Source organism: Azospirillum sp. TSH20 (assembly GCF_003115935.1).
Classification (GTDB): Bacteria; Pseudomonadota; Alphaproteobacteria; order Azospirillales; family Azospirillaceae; genus Azospirillum.
The window spans coordinates 1-17,024 of sequence record NZ_LGQU01000118.1 but is presented as its reverse complement, the minus strand read 5'-3'; the positions used below and the strand labels follow the sequence as shown (position 1 = coordinate 17,024).

The following is a 17,024-nucleotide window of genomic DNA, read 5'->3' as shown; positions in this document are numbered from 1 at the left end:
CGTACTGCGCCACAGATTAACCTCCGCTCCATCGCAACGATTGACGGAGACAGCCGCGATGATCCGCTCCATTCAGATGACCGCGCCGGGTGGCGCCGAGGTGCTGAAGCACGCCCTTATCGACCTGCCGGCGCCGGGCGCCGGGGAAATCCGCCTGCGCCATGAGGCCGCCGGGGTCAATTTCGTCGACATCTACCATCGCACCGGCCTGTACCCGCTGCCATGCTATCCCGCCACGCTCGGCGTCGAAGGCGCAGGCGTGGTGGAGGCGGTCGGGCCGGGCGTGGAGGGGCTCGCCGTCGGCGACCGCGTCGCCTGGGCCGGTCTGCCGGCCGGCGGCTATGCCGAGGCGCGCCTGCTCGCCGCCGACCGCGCCGTACGCCTGCCCGACGGTGTCGAGCCGGTCACTGCCGCCTCGCTGATGCTGCGCGGGATCACCGTGCATATGCTGCTGAACCGGGTCTGCCCGGTGGGTCCCGGCAGTACGATCCTGGTGCACGCCGCCGCCGGCGGGCTGGGCCTGCTGCTGACCCAATGGGCGAAGAGCCTGGGCGCCACCGTCATCGGCACCGTCGGCAGCGCCGCCAAGGCGGAGACCGCCCGCGCCCACGGGCTCGACCACGCCATCCTTTACCAGGAGGAGGACTTCGTCGCCGCGGTGCGCGACCTGACCGGCGGGCGCGGAGCCGACGTCGCGGTGGACGGCATCGGCGGCGACACGCTGCGCCGGACCTTCGACGCGGTGCGGCTGTTCGGCACGGTGGCCAGCGTCGGTCAGGCCGGCGGCCCGGTTTCGCCGATCGAGCTGTCCGAACTTGGGCCGCGCCGTTCGCTTTGCCTCGCCCGGCCCAGCGTGTTCGGCTACATGTCCGACCTCGCCGCCTACCGCGTCGCCGCCGAGGAGGTGCTGTCGCGTGTCGCCAATGGCCTGAGTGCCGGCCCGGTGACCTGCCTGCCGTTGGACGCCGCCGCCGAGGCCCATCGCGCGCTGGAAGGGCGCGGCACCAGCGGCGCCCTGGTGCTGATGCCCAACTGACGCCGGCCTGACGCGCCGCCTATCGCGGCGCCAGCCACTTCTCCATCGCATAGTTGTGGATCGGCACGTCGCCGATCCGCAGCTCGCGGCGCTCCAGCAGGGTGAAGCCGCGGCGCAGGAAGAAGGGGCGGGCCGCCTCGCTCGCTTCCACATGCAGGCGGGGATGGCCGAGCGCCCGGGCGCGCGCCTCCAGCATGTCGACCAGCGCCGACATCACGCCGCGGCCGGCGGCTTCCGGCGCGCAATAGAGGAAGTTGATGTGGCCGTCGGATTCGACGTCGCTGAAGGCCACCGGCCGGTCGGCCTCGTCCACCGCGACCAGGGCGACGCGGCCGTCGCCATAGGCCTCCCGCACCCGCTCCACCGTCGGCGCCTGCGCGGCCCAGGCCTCCACCTGCTCGGGGCTGTAGAATCGCCAGCCGATGCCGCGGACGGAGCGGGCATAGATCTCCGCCAGAACCGGGGCGTCCGACGGTCGGTAGTCTCTGATCCTCATCTGCCCCTTCTTTCGGCCCATCTTCAGGCGGTCACTTCGCCGGCGCCAGCCTCAGAACCACGCCGTCGGCGGCATCGGTGATGACATAGAGGGCGTCGTCCGGTCCCTGTGCCACATCGCGGATGCGCGCGTCGAGCGGAATGCGCTCCACTTCCTTCGCGCTGCTTCCGTCGATGGCGACGCGCACCAGTCCCCTGGCGCTCAGGCCGCCGAGCAAAGCGCTGCCCTGCCAGTCGCGGAACAGCCCGCCGGTGTAGAAAACCATGCCTGAGGGCGAGATCACCGGCGTCCAATGGATCGCCGCATCGGCGAAGTCCTTGCGGGTCGGCGGATCGGGGATGTCGCGGCCGTCGTAATGCTTGCCCCAGCTGACCACCGGCCAGCCGTAATTCCTGCCGGCTTCCGGCCGGTTCAACTCGTCGCCGCCCAGCGGTCCCATCTCGCCGATCCATAGCGAGCCGCTGCGCGGGTCGATGGCCGCCGCCTCGATGTTGCGGTGGCCGTAGGACCAGATGGCGCCGGCCGTCTTGCCCTCGCCGGCGAAGGGGTTGTCCTTCGGCAGCGAGCCGTCGCGGTTCAGCCGGACCACCTTGCCCAGCGTGTTGTCGCGCTTCTGCGCCGGGTCGAACTTGTAGCGTTCGCCCAGCGTCAGGAAGAGGTGGCCGTCGGGGGCGAAGGCGATACGGGTGCCGAAATGGTTGCCGCCGTCCACCTTGGGCGACTGGCGGAAGATGACCTGGAAGTCCTCGATTCCGCTTTCGCCCAGCGTGCCGCGTCCCAGCGCCGTCCCGGCGGTTCCGTTCTCGCCCGGCTCGGCATAGGCGAGATAGACGGTGCGGTTGCGGGCAAAATCCGGATCGGCCGCCACGTCCATCAGCCCGCCCTGGCCCTGGGCGAAGACCTTCGGCGTGCCGGCCAGCGGCGGGGACAGAGAGCCGTCGCGCGCCATGATCCTCAGCCGCCCCGGCTTCTCCGTAACCAGCGCCCGGCCATCCGGCAGGAAATCGATGCCCCAGGGCCGTTCCAGCCCGTCGGCGAAGCGGCTGACCTCCACCGGCCCGGCACTGGTCGGAACGGTCTTGACCGCCTGCGCCAGGGCAGGGCCGGTGGCGAAAAGACCGGCGGCAACAAGGGCGGCAACAGGGCTTGGGGCCGACAGGGTCAGGGTGCTGCGCATCACGATCCTCCGGTTTCTATTGGTTGGCCTTGTAGGTGGGGGTGCCGCACCGGCGGCCAAGGCCGGCCACTCCGAAAGACTTCGATGCCGCCACCGCGAAAAGGGGCATCGACGAAATTCGTCACAACATTGTGCGCATACCCCGGTCATCCGAATCCGGATCCCGGCTGTTATCCCGTCGGTTGTGTCGTGGGTTGCGCTGCGGGGAGCAAGGCACGGGGTATGGACAGCATCTTGCGCCGGCTGAGTTCCAGCTTGCCGCACGCGGCCTGGGCACGATATGGGATCACGCTGCTGCTGGTGGGGCTGACGGCACTGCTGCGCTACGCGCTGGACCCGCTGCTGTTCAAATACCCGTTCCTGGTCTTCATCCCGACCATCTTCGTCATCTCGCTGCTGTTCGACCGCGGGTCGGGCTATCTGTCCGTGGCCCTGTCCGGGCTGTGTTCGGCCTGGTTCTTCATGAAGCCGGAATGGCAGCTGTGGATCGCCGAACCGGGCGACCGGCTGGCCTTCCTCATCTATATGGCGCTGGGCTTCGGGATCGCCGCCGGGGCTCACGCCCTGCGCCGGGCGAACGAGCAGCTGCGTCTGTCCTGGGACCAGCTGTCCGCCGCCAATGCGGAAAAGGACCTGATGCTGCACGAGATCCATCACCGGATCCGCAACGACCTGCAGCAGATCTGCGCCCAGCTGACACTCGCGGCCCACAAGTCGGGGACCGGGCAGGACATCGTCAACGGCACCATCGAGCGGATCGGCGTGCTGTCCCGCGTCTATGTCCGCCTGCGCCGGGTGGAGGGCGTCAACATCGTCGGTTCCAGGGACTTCCTGGAAAGCCTGGTGGAGGACATCCAGCTCGGCGTCGTCGGGGTCCGGCCGGTTGCGGTCAGCGCGGAGGTGGACGACGTCGACCTCGACATGGGCGTCGCCGTGGCGGTCGGCACCGTCGCCAACGAGCTGATCACCAACGCGCTGAAATACGCCTTCCCCGACGGCCGATCCGGCCGCATCGACCTGTCCTTCCGCAAGGAGGAGACGGAGTGCGTGCTGCGCGTCTGCGACGACGGCGTGGGCATCCTGTCCGACCGGCCGCAGGGAACCGGGCTGGGCGGCCGGATCATGCGGCAGCTTGCCATGCAGCTGCGCGGCAGCCTCGACCTCGAGCCCCGGCCGGAGCAGGGACTGAAGGTCACCCTGCGCTTTCCCTGCTGCCGGGAGGCATTGCCGGACGACAGGCCCGCCGCCTCATGAAAAGAGGGGTCGCGCCACCATGGGCGCGACCCCGTCCAGGGAACATCCAGACTGCAGGCGATGTGCGGCCGTCCGGATCAGAAGTCCATGTCGGCGCCGGGGGCGGGCATGGCGGGCTTCTTCTCCGGCAGTTGGGCGACCATCGCCTCGGTGGTGATCAGCAGGCCGGCGACGGAGGCCGCATCCTGCAGCGCGGTGCGCACCACCTTGGCCGGGTCGATGATGCCGGCCTTCACCAGATCGCACCACTCGCCCTTGGCCGCGTCATAGCCGACGCCGTAGTCCTTGCTGTCGGTCAGCTTGCCGACGATGATCGAGCCGTCGACGCCGGCGTTTGTGGCGATCTGGCGCACCGGGGCGGTCAGCGCCCGGCGCACGATCTCCACGCCGACGCGCTGGTCGTCGTTGGCCGGCTTGACGCTCTCCAGCACCGCGACCGCACGGGCCAACGCCACGCCGCCGCCCGGCAGGATGCCTTCCTCCACCGCCGCGCGGGTGGCGTGCATGGCATCGTCGACGCGGTCCTTGCGCTCCTTCACCTCCACCTCGGTGGCGCCGCCGACGCGGATCACCGCGACGCCGCCGGCCAGCTTGGCCAGCCGCTCCTGCAGCTTCTCGCGGTCGTAGTCGGAGGTCGTCTCCTCGATCTGCTGGCGGATCTGGCCGCAGCGGGCCTTGATGTCGTCCTTCGACCCGACGCCGTTGACGATGGTGGTGTTGTCCTTGGTGATGACCACCTTGCCGGCGCGGCCCAGCATGTCGATGGTGACGCCGTCCAGCTTGATGCCAACCTCCTCGCTGATCACCTGACCGCCGGTGAGGATGGCGATGTCCTCCAGCATGGCCTTGCGGCGGTCGCCGAAGCCGGGGGCCTTCACCGCCGCGACCTTCAGGCCGCCGCGCAGGCGGTTGACCACTAGGGTCGCCAAGGCCTCGCCCTCGACCTCCTCGGCGATGATCAGCAGCGGCTTGCCCGACTGCACGACCTTCTCCAGCACCGGGATGATGGCCTGGATGCCGGACAGCTTCTTGTCGTGGATCAGGATGTACGGGTCATCCAGCTCCACCTGCATCTTGTCGGCGTTGGTGACGAAGTAGGGCGAAGTATAGCCGCGGTCGAACTGCATGCCCTCGACCACGTCCAGCTCGGTCTCCAGGCTCTTGGCCTCCTCGACGGTGATGACGCCCTCGTTGCCGACCTTCTCCATCGCGCGGGCCAGCATGTCGCCGATCTCACGGTCGCCGTTGGCGGAGATGGTGCCGACCTGGGCGATCTCCTCGTTGGTGGTCACCTTCTTGGAGCGGGCCTTCAGCTCGGTCACCACGGCGTCGACTGCCATGTCGATGCCACGCTTCAGGTCCATCGGATTGATGCCGGCGGCGACCGACTTGGCGCCCTCGCGAACGATGGCCTGGGCCAGCACGGTGGCGGTGGTGGTGCCGTCGCCGGCCAGATCGGCGGTCTTCGACGCAACCTCGCGCAGCATCTGCGCGCCCATATTCTCGAACTTGTCGGCCAGCTCGATTTCCTTGGCGACCGACACGCCGTCCTTGGTGATGCGCGGGGCGCCGAACGACTTCTCAATCACCACGTTGCGGCCCTTCGGGCCCAGCGTGACCTTCACGGCGTCGGCCAGGATGTCCACGCCGCGCAGCATCTTGTCGCGGGCGGTGGAGCCGAACTTCACGTCCTTCGCAGCCATGGTCCTGTTCCTCCCCTATCACGCGGCCTTCTTGGCGGGTTCGGCGGCAGCCTCGATCACGCCGAGGATGTCGCTCTCCTTCATGATCAGGAGATCCTCGCCGTCGATCTTCACCTCGGTGCCGGACCATTTGCCGAACAGCACGCGGTCGCCGGGCTTCACGTCGAGGGCGATCAGCTTGCCGGCCTCGTCCCGCGCGCCCGCACCGACGGCGATGACCTCGCCCTCCTGCGGCTTTTCCTTGGCGGTGTCGGGGATGATGATGCCACCCTTCGTCCTGGTGTCGGATTCGACGCGGCGGACCAGAACGCGGTCGTGAAGCGGTTTGAACTTCATGGTGTGACACTCCTTGAGCGTAAGCGAATGTCTGTCTTTCCCAAGCACGCCCGAATGGGCCGCGCTTTCGGTTGGGAAATTTACTCAGGCTGTTTTGGTCGTCAAGGGGATTTTTGAAGGAAAAATCAGCGTATTTTTGTTTTTTCTTAGACAACGGCAAGTGTCCGTGGCCGCTGTTGCAGGCACGGGTCGATATATCTGTTCGGCTGTTCTTGAGGTCTTGCCGGCCGGGAGTGGCCGTCGTCTCAGGCGGGCGCCGATTCCGGCTGGACCGGGTGGGGTGGGGCGCGCAAGAGTCTTGTCGTCGGCATCGCACACATCCTCCGCAGAGCAACATGCAGGACACGGTCTTCGGGTAAGCCGGGACCCTGTTGGGTAAGGCAACCCGGCGCGGGCAAAATTTAGCCAGGCCCGGGCGAGCGTCAAGATGGGGCGGCGAGACCGTCGGCAGCTTGTTCGTCAGTACCGCCCGTGATACTATCCGTTCATGACTCAGACGGACAAGATCCTCGCCCGCATGAAGAACAATCCGCGGGATTGGCGGATCGAGGATCTTGAGGCTGTCGCCCGCGCACAAGGTGTGAATATCCGCAAACCCTCCGGCAGCCACGTCATTTTCGACTATGCCGGTGTTGTCGAGGCGCCATCCGTTCCCGCTCATCGCCCGATCAAGGCGGTCTATGTCAAAGCCTTCCTCTCCTTCATCGAAGCCGTCCGAGAACGGCAGGCGACGGAGCGGCGTGAAGCACAGGAGAATGACCGATGAAACTCGACTATCCTTTCACCATCCGGCCCCTCAGCGAAGAGGATGGCGGCGGATACCTGATCGAATTTCCGGATCTTCCCGGCTGCATGTCCGACGGTGACTCCATCGAAGAGGCGCTTGCCAACGGTGCCGACGCCATGCACGGCTGGATCGAGGCGATGCGTGCCGCAGGGCGGGAGATCCCGCCGCCGTCGGTCGCCGATGACGGGGCCTTCAGCGGCAAGTGGCAGCAGAGGGTGCCGAAATCGCTGCATCGGCGGCTCACCGAACGGGCCGGGCGTGAGGGCGTCAGCCTGAACACCCTGGTCGTCTCGCTCCTCTCGGAAGGGTTGGGGCGTCGTGACAGCGCGGGCCCCGACGCCAAAGCTCCCTCCATTTAATCTGCATCAACGCGAGGCCCTCCCCGCCATGCCAGACTGGACGGCGTGAAGCACAACGCCGGCCGCGGGCCGTTTGCGATGTTTGCGCGACGCAGCTCCGGGACCGGCGGCCACCATCCAGGGGAGGACGCCATGGTCATGATGAAAGCGGCGGTGTTCGTCGAACCGGGCCGCATCGTGCTGGACGACAAGCCGGTCCCCGACGTCGGACCGCTCGACGCGCTGATCCGCATCACCACGACGACGATCTGCGGCACCGACATCCACATCCTGAAGGGCGAATATCCGGTCAATCGCGGCCTGACCATCGGCCATGAGCCGGTCGGCATCATCGAAAAGCTGGGCTCCGCCGTCACCGGCTACCAGGAAGGGCAGCGGGTGATCGCCGGGGCCATCACCCCCAGCGGCCACAGCAACGCCTGCCTGTGCGGCTGCCATTCCCAGGACGGCGCCGGAACCAGGCATGGCTGGAAGCCGCTGGGCGGCTGGCGGTTCGGCAACAGCATCGACGGCGCCCAGGCCGAATATCTGCTGGTGCCCGACGCGATGACCAACCTCGCCCCCGTCCCTGACGGGCTGACGGACGAGGAGGTGCTGATGTGCCCCGACATCATGTCCACCGGCTTCGCCGGGGCGGAGCGCGGCAACATCCGCATCGGCGACACGGTGGCGGTGTTCGCGCAGGGCCCCATCGGCCTCTGTGCCACCGCCGGGGCCAAGCTGAAGGGCGCCACCACCATCATCGGCGTCGACACCGTGCCGGCGCGGCTGGAGATGGCGCGGCGCATGGGCGCCGACCATGTGGTGGATTTCCGCAGTGTCGATCCGGTGGAGGAGATCATGCGCCTCACCGACGGCCGCGGCGTCGATGTCGCCATCGAGGCGCTGGGCACCCAGGCGACGTTCGAGGCGGCCTTGCGCGTCCTGCGGCCCGGCGGCACTCTGTCCAGCCTCGGCGTCTATTCCGGCGACCTGCGCCTGCCGTTGGGGCCGTTCGCGGCAGGGCTGGGCGACCACACCATCGTCACTTCGCTCTGCCCCGGCGGCAAGGAGCGGATGCGCCGGCTGCTTGGCGTCGTCGCCTCCGGCCGCGTCGACCTGAAGCCGCTGGTCACCCACCGCTTCACGTTGGACCAGATAGAGGCGGCCTATGAGCTGTTCGGCCACCAGCGCGACGGCGTGCTGAAGGTGGCGATCACGCCGAACTGACGGCGGTCGCGACGCCGGTCTCCTCCTATGCGCGCCCTCCCACGCCTCGTTTGTAGACGACCAGGAAGGCGACGGCGGCGAGGAAAGGCAGCCCGGCGTCGCGCAGGTCGTTGTTGAGGTGGAGCATGGCGGCATAGAGACCGATGCCGGTCACCGCGATCGTCGGCAGCAGGGCGTCGGCGATGCCCAGGATGCCGCGGCCGTCCAGCCAGGCTCCCACCGCCAGGGTCGCGCGGACCAGCGCGATCAGGATGAGGAAGGCGATGCCGGCCAGCAGGACATATTCCAGGGTGATCGCCGCCGGCAGATAGGCGGCGGGAACCGATCCGGCGAGGACCGGCGCCAGCGCGCCATGCGCCGACCTCACCGCGGCGACGGCGAAGTAATGCAGCGCGGTCGCCAGCAGCAGATTGCCGGACAGCAGGTCCACGGTCCGCCAGGACAGGAAGGCCGGCCATTGGACGCGGTCGAGGGCGAGGAACGCCAGCGCGGTCGCGCTGCCGAACAGCAGCGCATAATCGGGCGACAGCGGCCATTTCGACAGTCTGTGCCCGAGGATCAGGATGTCGAACAGCGCCACCGACAACCCCAGCAGGGCGATGACCGCGGTGCGGGAGGACTGCCGGTGATGGGCGAACATCCGCCCGGCGACGACGAAGAGGATCCAGGGAAACACCGGAAACCAGCCCGGAAACGGCGACGCGAACAGGTCGTAGACGTAGGGGAGCGGAAGGACGACCCAGGCGCCGCACAGCGCAAGAAGGAAAAGGGCGATGAACACCCGGTTGGCGGCGCCGACACTGGCGTGGATGTCGAACAGAAGCCGGGCGGCGAAGAGAAACATGAAGAAGTCGCTGGTGAACGGATTCTTCTCCTGGTACAGGCCGTGGATGGCCGCCAGGATGAACAGCTTCAGATGGCCTTCGATCCGCCGGGCCAGCGGCTTTCTCAGGAAATGATCGAGCGTCATTCCGAAGGCGAAGAAGAACATCACCGGCGCCAGTTCGAATACGAACTGCAGGACGTTGACGAGGTGGTCGGCGTCCTTGATCGTGCGGCCCCAATGGGCCGCCACCATGAAGACAAGGGCGGTGACGCGGATGACGTCCAGGCTTCTGTCCCTGGCCGGCTGCGGGGTCGGCATCAGCATAGGGTCACTCCCAGGCAAGGGCGGAGCCGTGGTCCGGCCTGTCGTGGCGAGGGTTTCGATCGTGCTGGCTGGAATCCGGTGCTCGCTCATGGCCGGCCCCTCATGATCGGTGCGCCCGGGCCATGCGCAGGCGTCCCGGCAGCGACGCCGCCCATGCGGCGACCGCCGCCCTCTCCCCGCGGCCAAGCATCCAGACCATGAAGAGGGTCGCCCCCGCATAGAGCGGAAGGGCGGTCAGCGTCTTGGTGTAGAAGGGATCGAATCCGTCTTCGTAGCGCCAGAAGGGGACGACCGCGAAGGGGGCCAGGGCCGCGACGCCGAAGATCCAGCGCGAGAACCACCAGGACGGCACCAGCGCGGCCAGCGCCAGCGGCCACAGCATGAACCAGGGCCACAGGTGGGTCGACAGGCCGAACACCACCGCCGCCATCACCGCGGTGGCGGCCTTCCAGGCATTCTCCGAGGTCGGCCGCCGGTACAGCGCGGCCAGCGTCCACAGGGCGAAGCCGGCGAAGGCTCCGCGTACCAGCCAGCGCAAGGGGGCCATGTCGATGCCCAGCATCCGTTCCGCCACCCGGACGACGTCCGCCGGCTGCAGCCACTGCCATCCGGACATGCCGCGCACGGCGTCGAAGAAGGCGGGCGAGCGGTAGAAGAGGAACAGGACGGCCAGGAAGAAGGCGGCGGCCGGGATTCCGCGCAGCAGGTAGGCGGTGAGCCTGTCCTTGAAATCCAGCTTCCTGGATTTGCCGAACCTGTAGAGCAGGTCGACGGAGACCAGGGCGGCGCTGGTGTATTTGCAGGCGGCCGAGGCCGCCAGAGCCAGCGGGCCGGCGCGGTCGCCGGCGGAGAGGCGCATCAGCCACAACAGCATCAGGACGACCATCGCCATGTCGTTGTGCGCCTCGCCGGCCGAATAGATGTGGCCGATGGGCAGCCAGCCGAAGGCGACGAGCCCGGTGGCGGCGGTCGCCTCGTCATGGCTGCGGCCGATCTTCCGGATGATGGCGAGCCCGCCGATCCAGGCGCCTGCCAGCAGCAGCTTGAACAGAAGCGCGGTCACCCAGACGTTCCCGCCGCTGAGCGCCATGACGCCGGCCGAGACCACCGCCCACAGCGGGCCGTAGGTCATCATTGCCGGCACCTCGTCGAACGGGAAGGCGGCGGCCTGCTCCGGCGTGAAGGGGGCATAATAGGGGTTCTGTCCCCGAACGACTTCCTCGCCCCACAGCGCGGAAAACCAGATGTCCTGCGTCATCACCGGAAACGAGAGGATGCTGACGGCGGTGAAGACGACCGGCCACAGGAACAGCCGGTCCGTCACCGCCTTCGGAACCGGCCCGTCGACGTCGGACAGCCAGCGGAACAGCCATGCGGCCAAGGCGACCGGAAGGGCGAGCGGCAGGCAATAGGCCAGGAAATACAGGCCGTCATGGGTGAAGACGTTGCCGGCGGTCAGCGCGTGGGCCAACTGGCGGGCCAGCGGGATGGGCAGATCGGCGATGGAGGCCGCCAGGCGGTCGAAGAACGCCGCCTGATTGGGCAAGCCGACTTCCCCATAATGGGTATTCGACGCGGCGAGGAAATAGCTCAACACCGAGAGCGACAAAAGGCACAGGGTTGTCGTCAGTCCAAGACGGTCAAGGATCTTGATTGATCCGTTGCCGAATCCGCCGGGTAAACTGGTGTCCGCAGGCAGTGTTTGTTTTTGGAACGGCATCCGCATTTCGCCCACCAATGATGTTCCCGACGGAAAGGCCGGTGAACACGTTAGCGGAAGTCGGCGGAACCGATAAATTTCTAAAGAGATTCTAGAGAGATTGCTCCGGCGCTAATGCCCGCATTGCCTGTCGGACGGCGGCCATTCGCCTTGCGTGCGCGCCGGTTTCCTTCGCTTCCGCACGATCGGGGTAAGTGGGCCGCAAGCCGCCGGCAAATGTCCGGCCTGTCGGACCCATCCGGTTCCCATCGGAGATCACCGGAATGGCTGTCGGGTTGCCGCGGCGAACTTTCGGCTGCCCGGCGCCATCCTGTTTCACCACCGGAACCGCGGGGCTCCCGCAATTCGCGGGGCGAAAGAAGAAAGCCCCTCTCCCATGGTGGAAGGGGGGCTTCAAGGTCACGCGCAACACCAGAGAAGGAGAGACGACACCAAAGAAAAACGGAGACTTACTTCGCCAGATCGACCGCCTCGGCCAGACGCTTCACCGCGTCCTGCGAGGACATGGTGGAGTTGAAGTGGGCGGTGACGACGTCCAGGAAGGCACCGCGCACGGCGCCGGGCACCGCCATTTCATGCGCCATCGACGGCACGGCGCTGTTGTTGTCGATGGCGGCCTTCAGATCATCCATCGACTTCACCGCGCATTCGTCGAAGCTGTCGCGCGCCATGTCCTGGCGGGCGGGGATCGAGCCCTTCAGCACGTTGAAGGTCTCCTGGAACTTCTTGCCCAGGATCAGCTTGGCCAGCAGCTTCTGGCCGGCGGCGCGGTCGGGGTCGGCCGAGCTGAACATGACGAAGCTGTCGGAATTGACGATGTAGCCCGACTTGCCCGGCACATGGGCGCAGACGAAGTCCTTGCCCGGCACCTTGCCGGCGGCGGTCAGCTCGCCCTTTTCCCAGTCGCCCATGATCTGCATGGCCGCCTGTCCGTTCATCAGCAGGCCGGCGGCGAGGTTCCATTCGCGGCCGGGGAAGCCGTCGTCGACATAGCCGCGCAGCTTGCGCATCTGGTCGAACACCTTGACCATCGTGTCGCTGGTCAGCGACTTCTCGTCCAGCTCCACCAGGGCCTTGCGGTAGAAGTCGGGACCGCCGAGGCCGAGGACGACATCCTCGAACAGCGCGCCTTCCTGCCAGGGTTGGCCGCCATGGGCGAGCGGGATGATGCCGGCGGCCTTCAGCTTCTCGGCGGCGGCGTTGAACTCGTCCCAGGTCTTGGGGATCTCGACGCCGGCCTTCTTCATCGCCTGCGGGTTCACCCACATCCAGTTGACGCGGTGGATGTTCACCGGAACGGCGTAATAATGGCCCTTGTAGGTCACCACGTCGCGAATCTGCGGCGGCAGGATGGCGTCCCAATTCTCCGCCTTGGCGACATCGTCCAGCGTTGCCAGCTTGCCCTGCGCCGCCCAGTCCTTGATGTTCGGGCCCTTCAGCTGCACCGCGTTCGGCGGATCGCCGGCCAGCACGCGGGAGCGCAGCACGGTGCTGGCCGCGTCGCCGCCGCCGCCGGCCACCGGCGCGTCGATCCACTTGCCGCCCGCCGCTTCGAAGTCCTGGCGCAGCGCGCCCGCCGCCTTCGATTCGCCGCCGGAGGTCCAGTAATGCAGCACCTCCACCTTCGGCTCGGCCCGGGCCGGAGCGGCCAGCAGGGCGCCGGCCATCACGGTCGCGATCGCGGTCATGCCGAGGATCGATGTGCTGAGAGACGGCATCTTGGACATTTCCCCCTGTTCCCTTCTTCGTTCGGTATTCCGGCTGGCCGTTCGGCCGCTGGAGGAACTCTATCCCGCACGCAATTCGGCGCCCGGATTATTTGGTAACAACGCCTTTTCACGGCGCCGCCGCTGTTACGCAACCGTTACAAACCGGCCCTGGCGGCGCACTGTACCCGGACCGGCCGGGGAGGCTACACTCGGCGCCAACAAAGAAGAATGCGCCATACGGAATAGGGAAGGGAAACCATGGAGCGCGCGCGCCATCTCCTGGTCGTGGACGACGATCCCGAGATCCGGGACATGCTGCATGATTTCCTGGTGAAGAGCGGATTCCGCGTCTCCACCGCCGGCGACGGGCGCGAGATGGCGCGGGTGCTGGCGCAATGGCCGGTCGACCTCATCGTGCTGGACGTGATGCTGCCGGGGGAGGACGGGACCAGCCTGTGCCGTTCCTTGCGCGCCAAGTCGGAAACCCCGGTCATCATGCTGACCGCCATGGGCAGCGAGGTCGACCGCATCGTCGGGCTGGAGGTCGGCGCCGACGATTATCTGGTGAAGCCCTTCAGCGCCCGCGAACTTCTGGCCCGCATCCGCGCCATCCTGCGCCGCTGCGGCGGGCCGGAGCCGGTGCGCGAACGGCCGCGCGTGCTGGGCTTCGCCGGCTGGTCGCTCGACCAGGGCCGGCGGGAGCTGCGCACGCCGGACCGGGTGGTGGTGCATCTCAGCCAGGGGGAATATGCTCTGCTCGGCACGCTGCTGGAACGCGCGCCGCAGGTGGTGGAGCGCACCGAACTGCTGGAAAAGCACCGCGGCGACACCTCCATCCCCTTCGACCGCAGCATCGACATCCAGATCAGCCGCCTGCGCCGCAAGCTGGAGGAGGGGCCGGGCGGCTCGGCCCTGATCAAGACGGTGCGCGGCATCGGCTACCAGTTCATCGCGACGGTGGTGGACCAGGGCGAATCCGCCTCTTCCGGACCCAGCTCCGGGACCGGCCGTGGCGCTTGAGCGTCTGCTGCCGGCCCGGCTGCGCGCCGCCCGCCTGCGCCACCGTATCCTGTTGGCGATGGTGGCGCTGCTGGCGTTGACCCATGGCGGGGCGCTGGTCGGCATGCGGCTGGTGGATGACCGCGCGCGGGAACTGCTGACCGCCCACCGGCTGGGACCGGCGATGGCCGCGGCGGTGGAGGCGGCGGACCGCGCCGTACTGGACGGGGTTGCCGCCGGGCCGGCGCTGGCGCTGAGCGGACTGCCCGACCTGTCGGTATCCTGGCAGGCCCCCGGAACCCCGACCGTGCCTGCAGGCTGGGTGCTTGACGGCGTTGTCGACGCGCCGCGTCCGGTGTTCGTCGCCGCCGCGCGCGCCCTGCTGCCGCTCCAGCCCGCCCATGCCCAGACGCTGGCCGAATCGCTGTCCCTGGTGGCGGAGGACACGGCGGCCCAGCTGCGCGACGCCCGCGTCTATGTCCAGCTTGCCGGCGGCGGCTGGCTGGAGTTCGCCAGCCCGCGCTTCTGGCGGCCGCGCAGCACGCCGTTCGAGATGGTGCTGGCCGGTCTGGCGGCTTTAGGTCTGGCGCTGGGACTGCTGCTCTGGCTGCCCGGCCGGCTGGTCCGCCCGCTGGAGGCGCTGGCGGAGCAGGCGACCCGCCCGCACGACCGCCTCCACCCCCGCCCGCTGCCGGAAGACGGGCCGGAGGAGGTCGCCTCGCTCGCTCGCGCCTTCAACCAGGCACGCAACGCGCTGCGCGACCTGATGGAGGGTCGCACCCATCTGCTGGCGGCGATCAGCCACGACCTGCGCACCCCGGCGACGCGGCTGCGGCTGCGCGCCGAGTATGTCGACGACGACGCGCTGCGCGCCAAGATGATGGCCGACATCGACGAGATGGCGGCGATGGTGACCGCGACGCTGGAGTTCCTCGGCGACGACGTGCTGCGCGAACAGGTGGAGGTCGTCGCCTTCGCCAGCCTGTTGCAGAGCCTGTGCGACGATTACGCCGACACCGGCGCCCCGGTGACCTACCACGAGCCGCCGCCGCTGCAGTTCGCCGCCGTCCGCACCATCTTCGGCGGCGGGGTGGAGCGCAACGACCGCTTCGACCAGCCGCGCCAGCTCCGCCTCGCCGGCCGCCCGTCCAGCCTGCGCCGCGCCTTCGCCAACCTGATCGACAACGCCATCAAGTATGGCGAGCGCGCCACCATCTCCGTCGATGCCGACGCCGCCGAGATCGTGGTCGATGTCTGCGACGAGGGGCCGGGCATCCCGGAGGCGGAGATCGCCAACGTCTTCAAGCCCTTCGTCCGGCTGGAAGGCTCCCGCAACCGCAAGACCGGCGGCAGCGGGCTGGGCCTGTCCATCGTGAAGTCGATCGTCGAGGCCCACCAGGGCCGCATCGAGCTGAGCAACCGCGCCAGCGGCGGGTTGCGCGTCAGGGTGACGCTGCCGCGGATGTTGTGACTGTTCTGGTCGCTATGGGAGCGGTTGCGGCTTGATTTGGGCGTCAGGTGTGCGCACTCTCTATGCGTATTATCATGGAGGCTCCGATGGCCGGTGAGCGCCACTCCTTCGATGCGTCTGCACCCCGGCGGGCAACGAACATCAGCCTGAACAGCGATTTGCTGGAGCAGGCAAAGGCACTCGGCATCAATGTGTCGCGTGCCTGCGAACGCGGATTGGCACAGCAGATTGCCGAACTGCGCGACCGGCAGTGGCTGGAAGAGAACCGGGAAGCCATACAGTCGTCCAATGCCTATGTGGAGGCGCATGGCCTTCCGCTGGCGAAGAACCGGCCGTACTGATGGCGCGTTTCGACGTTTATCGCCGGCTGGACGGACCGGGTTATCTACTGGACCTTCAAGCCGATATTTTGCGTGATCTGAACACGCGCTTCGTGGCTCCGCTGCTTCCGCCGGACAAGGCTCCGCGTCCGGCAGCGCGTCTTAACCCCGTGTTCTCTGTCGAAGGCCGCCCGCATGTCATGGTGACCCAGTTCGCCAGTGCGGTGATGCTTTCAGAGCTTGGCCCCCAGGTCAGTAACTTGCTGTCCGAGGACACCGCAATCGTAGCCGCCTTGGACATGCTGATTGGCGCGTGAGTCGGAGAGCCGACGACACGCGCCTCAATCGTCAGCTTTGTTCGCTTCTCACTTGTCCCAAACCGGCGCCAGCCCCGCAGGGCTGACAATCCGTCCATTCGGCTGCGCCAGCTTCGCAATCGCGGCCATGTCGCCGTCGTCCAGCGCGAAGTCGAACAGCGCAAAGTTCTCCGGCACCCGTTCCGGCTTGGCGGTCTTCGACAGCACGATGTGGCCCAACTGGATCAGCCAGCGCAGCGCCACCTGCGCCGCCGTCTTGCCGTACTTGGCGCCGATCCGCTGCAATTCCGGATCGCGCGGCACCTTGCCGTCGGCCATGGCGTAATAGGCGGTGATCGCCACGCCCAGTTCCCTGACCGCCGCCGCCATCTTGCTCTGGTCGAGATAGGGGTGCACCTCGATCTGGTTGGTGACGATGGGGGCGCGGCTGCGCTGCACCGACTCCCGCAGCTGGGCGATGTTCTGGTTGCTGACGCCGATGAAGCGGGTCTTGCCGGCGGCCTGCACCGCGTTCAGCATCTCGATCTGGTCGGCGATGGCGACCTGATCGGCCGGCCAGTGCAGCAGAAGCAGATCGACCCTGTCGACCTTCAGCTTTTCCAGGCTCTCGTCCACTGATGCGGCGAACAGGTCGGGGCTGTATTTGTCGACCCAGACCTTGGTGGTCAGGAACAGCTCGTCACGGCGGGATCCTGCGGCTTGCAGGGCGCGGCCCAGCGCCGCCTCGTTGCGGTAGATCTGTGCGGTGTCGAAATGACGGAAACCGGCTTCCAGCGCGGCCGGGACCACCCGCTCGACCTCCTCGTCCGACATGCGGAACACGCCGAAGCCCAGTGCCGGGATCTCGGCTCCATTCGCCTTCACGGTCTGCATCCTGCTCTCTCTCCTGATCGGCGCCGCGGCGCTTCTTCATGTGTCGGATGGAGACATATGGCGGGAAGGGCAGTCTGCAAACCGCCTCTCCCGCCATATCACCTGTGA

The 17,024-nt window shown here is 67.6% G+C and carries 17 protein-coding genes; 9 read left to right on the top strand and 8 right to left on the bottom strand.

Going from position 1 to position 17,024, the window contains the following annotated elements:
* Positions 1-58 precede the first annotated feature (58 nt).
* Entirely contained in the window at positions 59-1,036 is a 978-nt protein-coding gene (locus tag TSH20_RS28380) for a quinone oxidoreductase (RefSeq protein ID WP_199232035.1), read from the top strand.
* Between the two features lie 19 nt (positions 1,037-1,055).
* Here TSH20_RS28380 and TSH20_RS28375 read toward each other — a convergent pair whose 3' ends face one another.
* On the bottom strand, positions 1,056-1,532 hold the full coding sequence (locus TSH20_RS28375) for a GNAT family N-acetyltransferase (protein ID WP_109156690.1): 477 nt from the start codon (positions 1,530-1,532) through the stop codon (positions 1,056-1,058).
* Between the two features lie 31 nt (positions 1,533-1,563).
* Positions 1,564-2,709 (bottom strand): PQQ-dependent sugar dehydrogenase, encoded by a 1,146-nt coding sequence (locus TSH20_RS28370; protein ID WP_109156689.1) that lies wholly within the window; start codon positions 2,707-2,709, stop codon positions 1,564-1,566.
* A gap of 222 nt (positions 2,710-2,931) precedes the next feature.
* On the opposite strand from TSH20_RS28370, the gene TSH20_RS28365 reads away from it, so the two are divergent.
* A complete protein-coding gene (locus TSH20_RS28365) occupies positions 2,932-3,963 on the top strand; it encodes a DUF4118 domain-containing protein (RefSeq protein ID WP_158282075.1) in 1,032 nt (343 codons plus the stop codon).
* A 77-nt stretch (positions 3,964-4,040) separates the two neighbouring features.
* On the opposite strand, the gene groL is transcribed toward TSH20_RS28365, so the two are convergent.
* Positions 4,041-5,666 carry a chaperonin GroEL gene (groL, locus tag TSH20_RS28360; RefSeq protein ID WP_109156687.1) on the bottom strand — a complete coding sequence of 542 codons (1,626 nt, stop codon included), beginning with the start codon at positions 5,664-5,666 and terminating at the stop codon, positions 4,041-4,043.
* An 18-nt stretch (positions 5,667-5,684) separates the two neighbouring features.
* On the bottom strand, positions 5,685-6,002 hold the full coding sequence (gene groES / locus TSH20_RS28355) for a co-chaperone GroES (protein ID WP_109154222.1): 318 nt from the start codon (positions 6,000-6,002) through the stop codon (positions 5,685-5,687).
* Positions 6,003-6,489: 487 nt separating this feature from the next.
* On the opposite strand from groES, the gene TSH20_RS28350 reads away from it, so the two are divergent.
* The 3 genes from TSH20_RS28350 to TSH20_RS28340 all read left to right on the top strand — a co-directional run bounded on the left by TSH20_RS28350 (position 6,490) and on the right by TSH20_RS28340 (position 8,357).
* Positions 6,490-6,768 carry a hypothetical protein gene (locus tag TSH20_RS28350; RefSeq protein ID WP_109156686.1) on the top strand — a complete coding sequence of 93 codons (279 nt, stop codon included), beginning with the start codon at positions 6,490-6,492 and terminating at the stop codon, positions 6,766-6,768.
* Entirely contained in the window at positions 6,765-7,148 is a 384-nt protein-coding gene (locus TSH20_RS28345) for a type II toxin-antitoxin system HicB family antitoxin (protein WP_109156685.1), read from the top strand. The genes TSH20_RS28350 and TSH20_RS28345 overlap by 4 nt, the downstream gene beginning before the upstream one ends.
* Before the next feature lie 132 nt (positions 7,149-7,280).
* Entirely contained in the window at positions 7,281-8,357 is a 1,077-nt protein-coding gene (locus TSH20_RS28340; protein ID WP_109156684.1) for an NAD(P)-dependent alcohol dehydrogenase, read from the top strand.
* A gap of 25 nt (positions 8,358-8,382) precedes the next feature.
* Here the strand turns inward: TSH20_RS28340 and TSH20_RS28335 are convergent, their stop codons facing one another.
* From TSH20_RS28335 to TSH20_RS28325, 3 genes are all read right to left on the bottom strand, one after another.
* Complete coding sequence (locus TSH20_RS28335) at positions 8,383-9,507, bottom strand: hypothetical protein (protein ID WP_199232033.1); 1,125 nt, start codon at positions 9,505-9,507, stop codon at positions 8,383-8,385.
* Between the two features lie 100 nt (positions 9,508-9,607).
* Positions 9,608-11,053, bottom strand: a complete 1,446-nt coding sequence (locus tag TSH20_RS35380; protein WP_199232032.1) for a hypothetical protein — start codon at positions 11,051-11,053, stop codon at positions 9,608-9,610.
* Between the two features lie 623 nt (positions 11,054-11,676).
* Positions 11,677-12,945: an ABC transporter substrate-binding protein gene (locus TSH20_RS28325; RefSeq protein ID WP_247871430.1), complete on the bottom strand. Its 1,269-nt coding sequence runs from the start codon at positions 12,943-12,945 to the stop codon at positions 11,677-11,679.
* 249 nt (positions 12,946-13,194) lie between these two features.
* Here TSH20_RS28325 and TSH20_RS28320 point away from each other — a divergent pair, with 249 nt between their 5' ends.
* From TSH20_RS28320 to TSH20_RS28305, 4 genes are all read left to right on the top strand, one after another.
* A complete protein-coding gene (locus tag TSH20_RS28320) occupies positions 13,195-13,956 on the top strand; it encodes a response regulator transcription factor (protein ID WP_109156683.1) in 762 nt (253 codons plus the stop codon).
* Positions 13,946-15,406: an ATP-binding protein gene (locus TSH20_RS28315; protein ID WP_109156682.1), complete on the top strand. Its 1,461-nt coding sequence runs from the start codon at positions 13,946-13,948 to the stop codon at positions 15,404-15,406. The genes TSH20_RS28320 and TSH20_RS28315 overlap by 11 nt, the downstream gene beginning before the upstream one ends.
* 86 nt (positions 15,407-15,492) lie before the next feature.
* Complete coding sequence (locus TSH20_RS28310; protein ID WP_247870961.1) at positions 15,493-15,747, top strand: type II toxin-antitoxin system CcdA family antitoxin; 255 nt, start codon at positions 15,493-15,495, stop codon at positions 15,745-15,747.
* Entirely contained in the window at positions 15,747-16,043 is a 297-nt protein-coding gene (locus TSH20_RS28305; protein ID WP_109154215.1) for a CcdB family protein, read from the top strand. The genes TSH20_RS28310 and TSH20_RS28305 overlap by 1 nt, the downstream gene beginning before the upstream one ends.
* 48 nt (positions 16,044-16,091) lie before the next feature.
* On the opposite strand, the gene TSH20_RS28300 is transcribed toward TSH20_RS28305, so the two are convergent.
* A complete protein-coding gene (locus tag TSH20_RS28300; protein ID WP_109156680.1) occupies positions 16,092-16,916 on the bottom strand; it encodes an aldo/keto reductase in 825 nt (274 codons plus the stop codon).
* Positions 16,917-17,024: the final 108 nt, after the last annotated feature.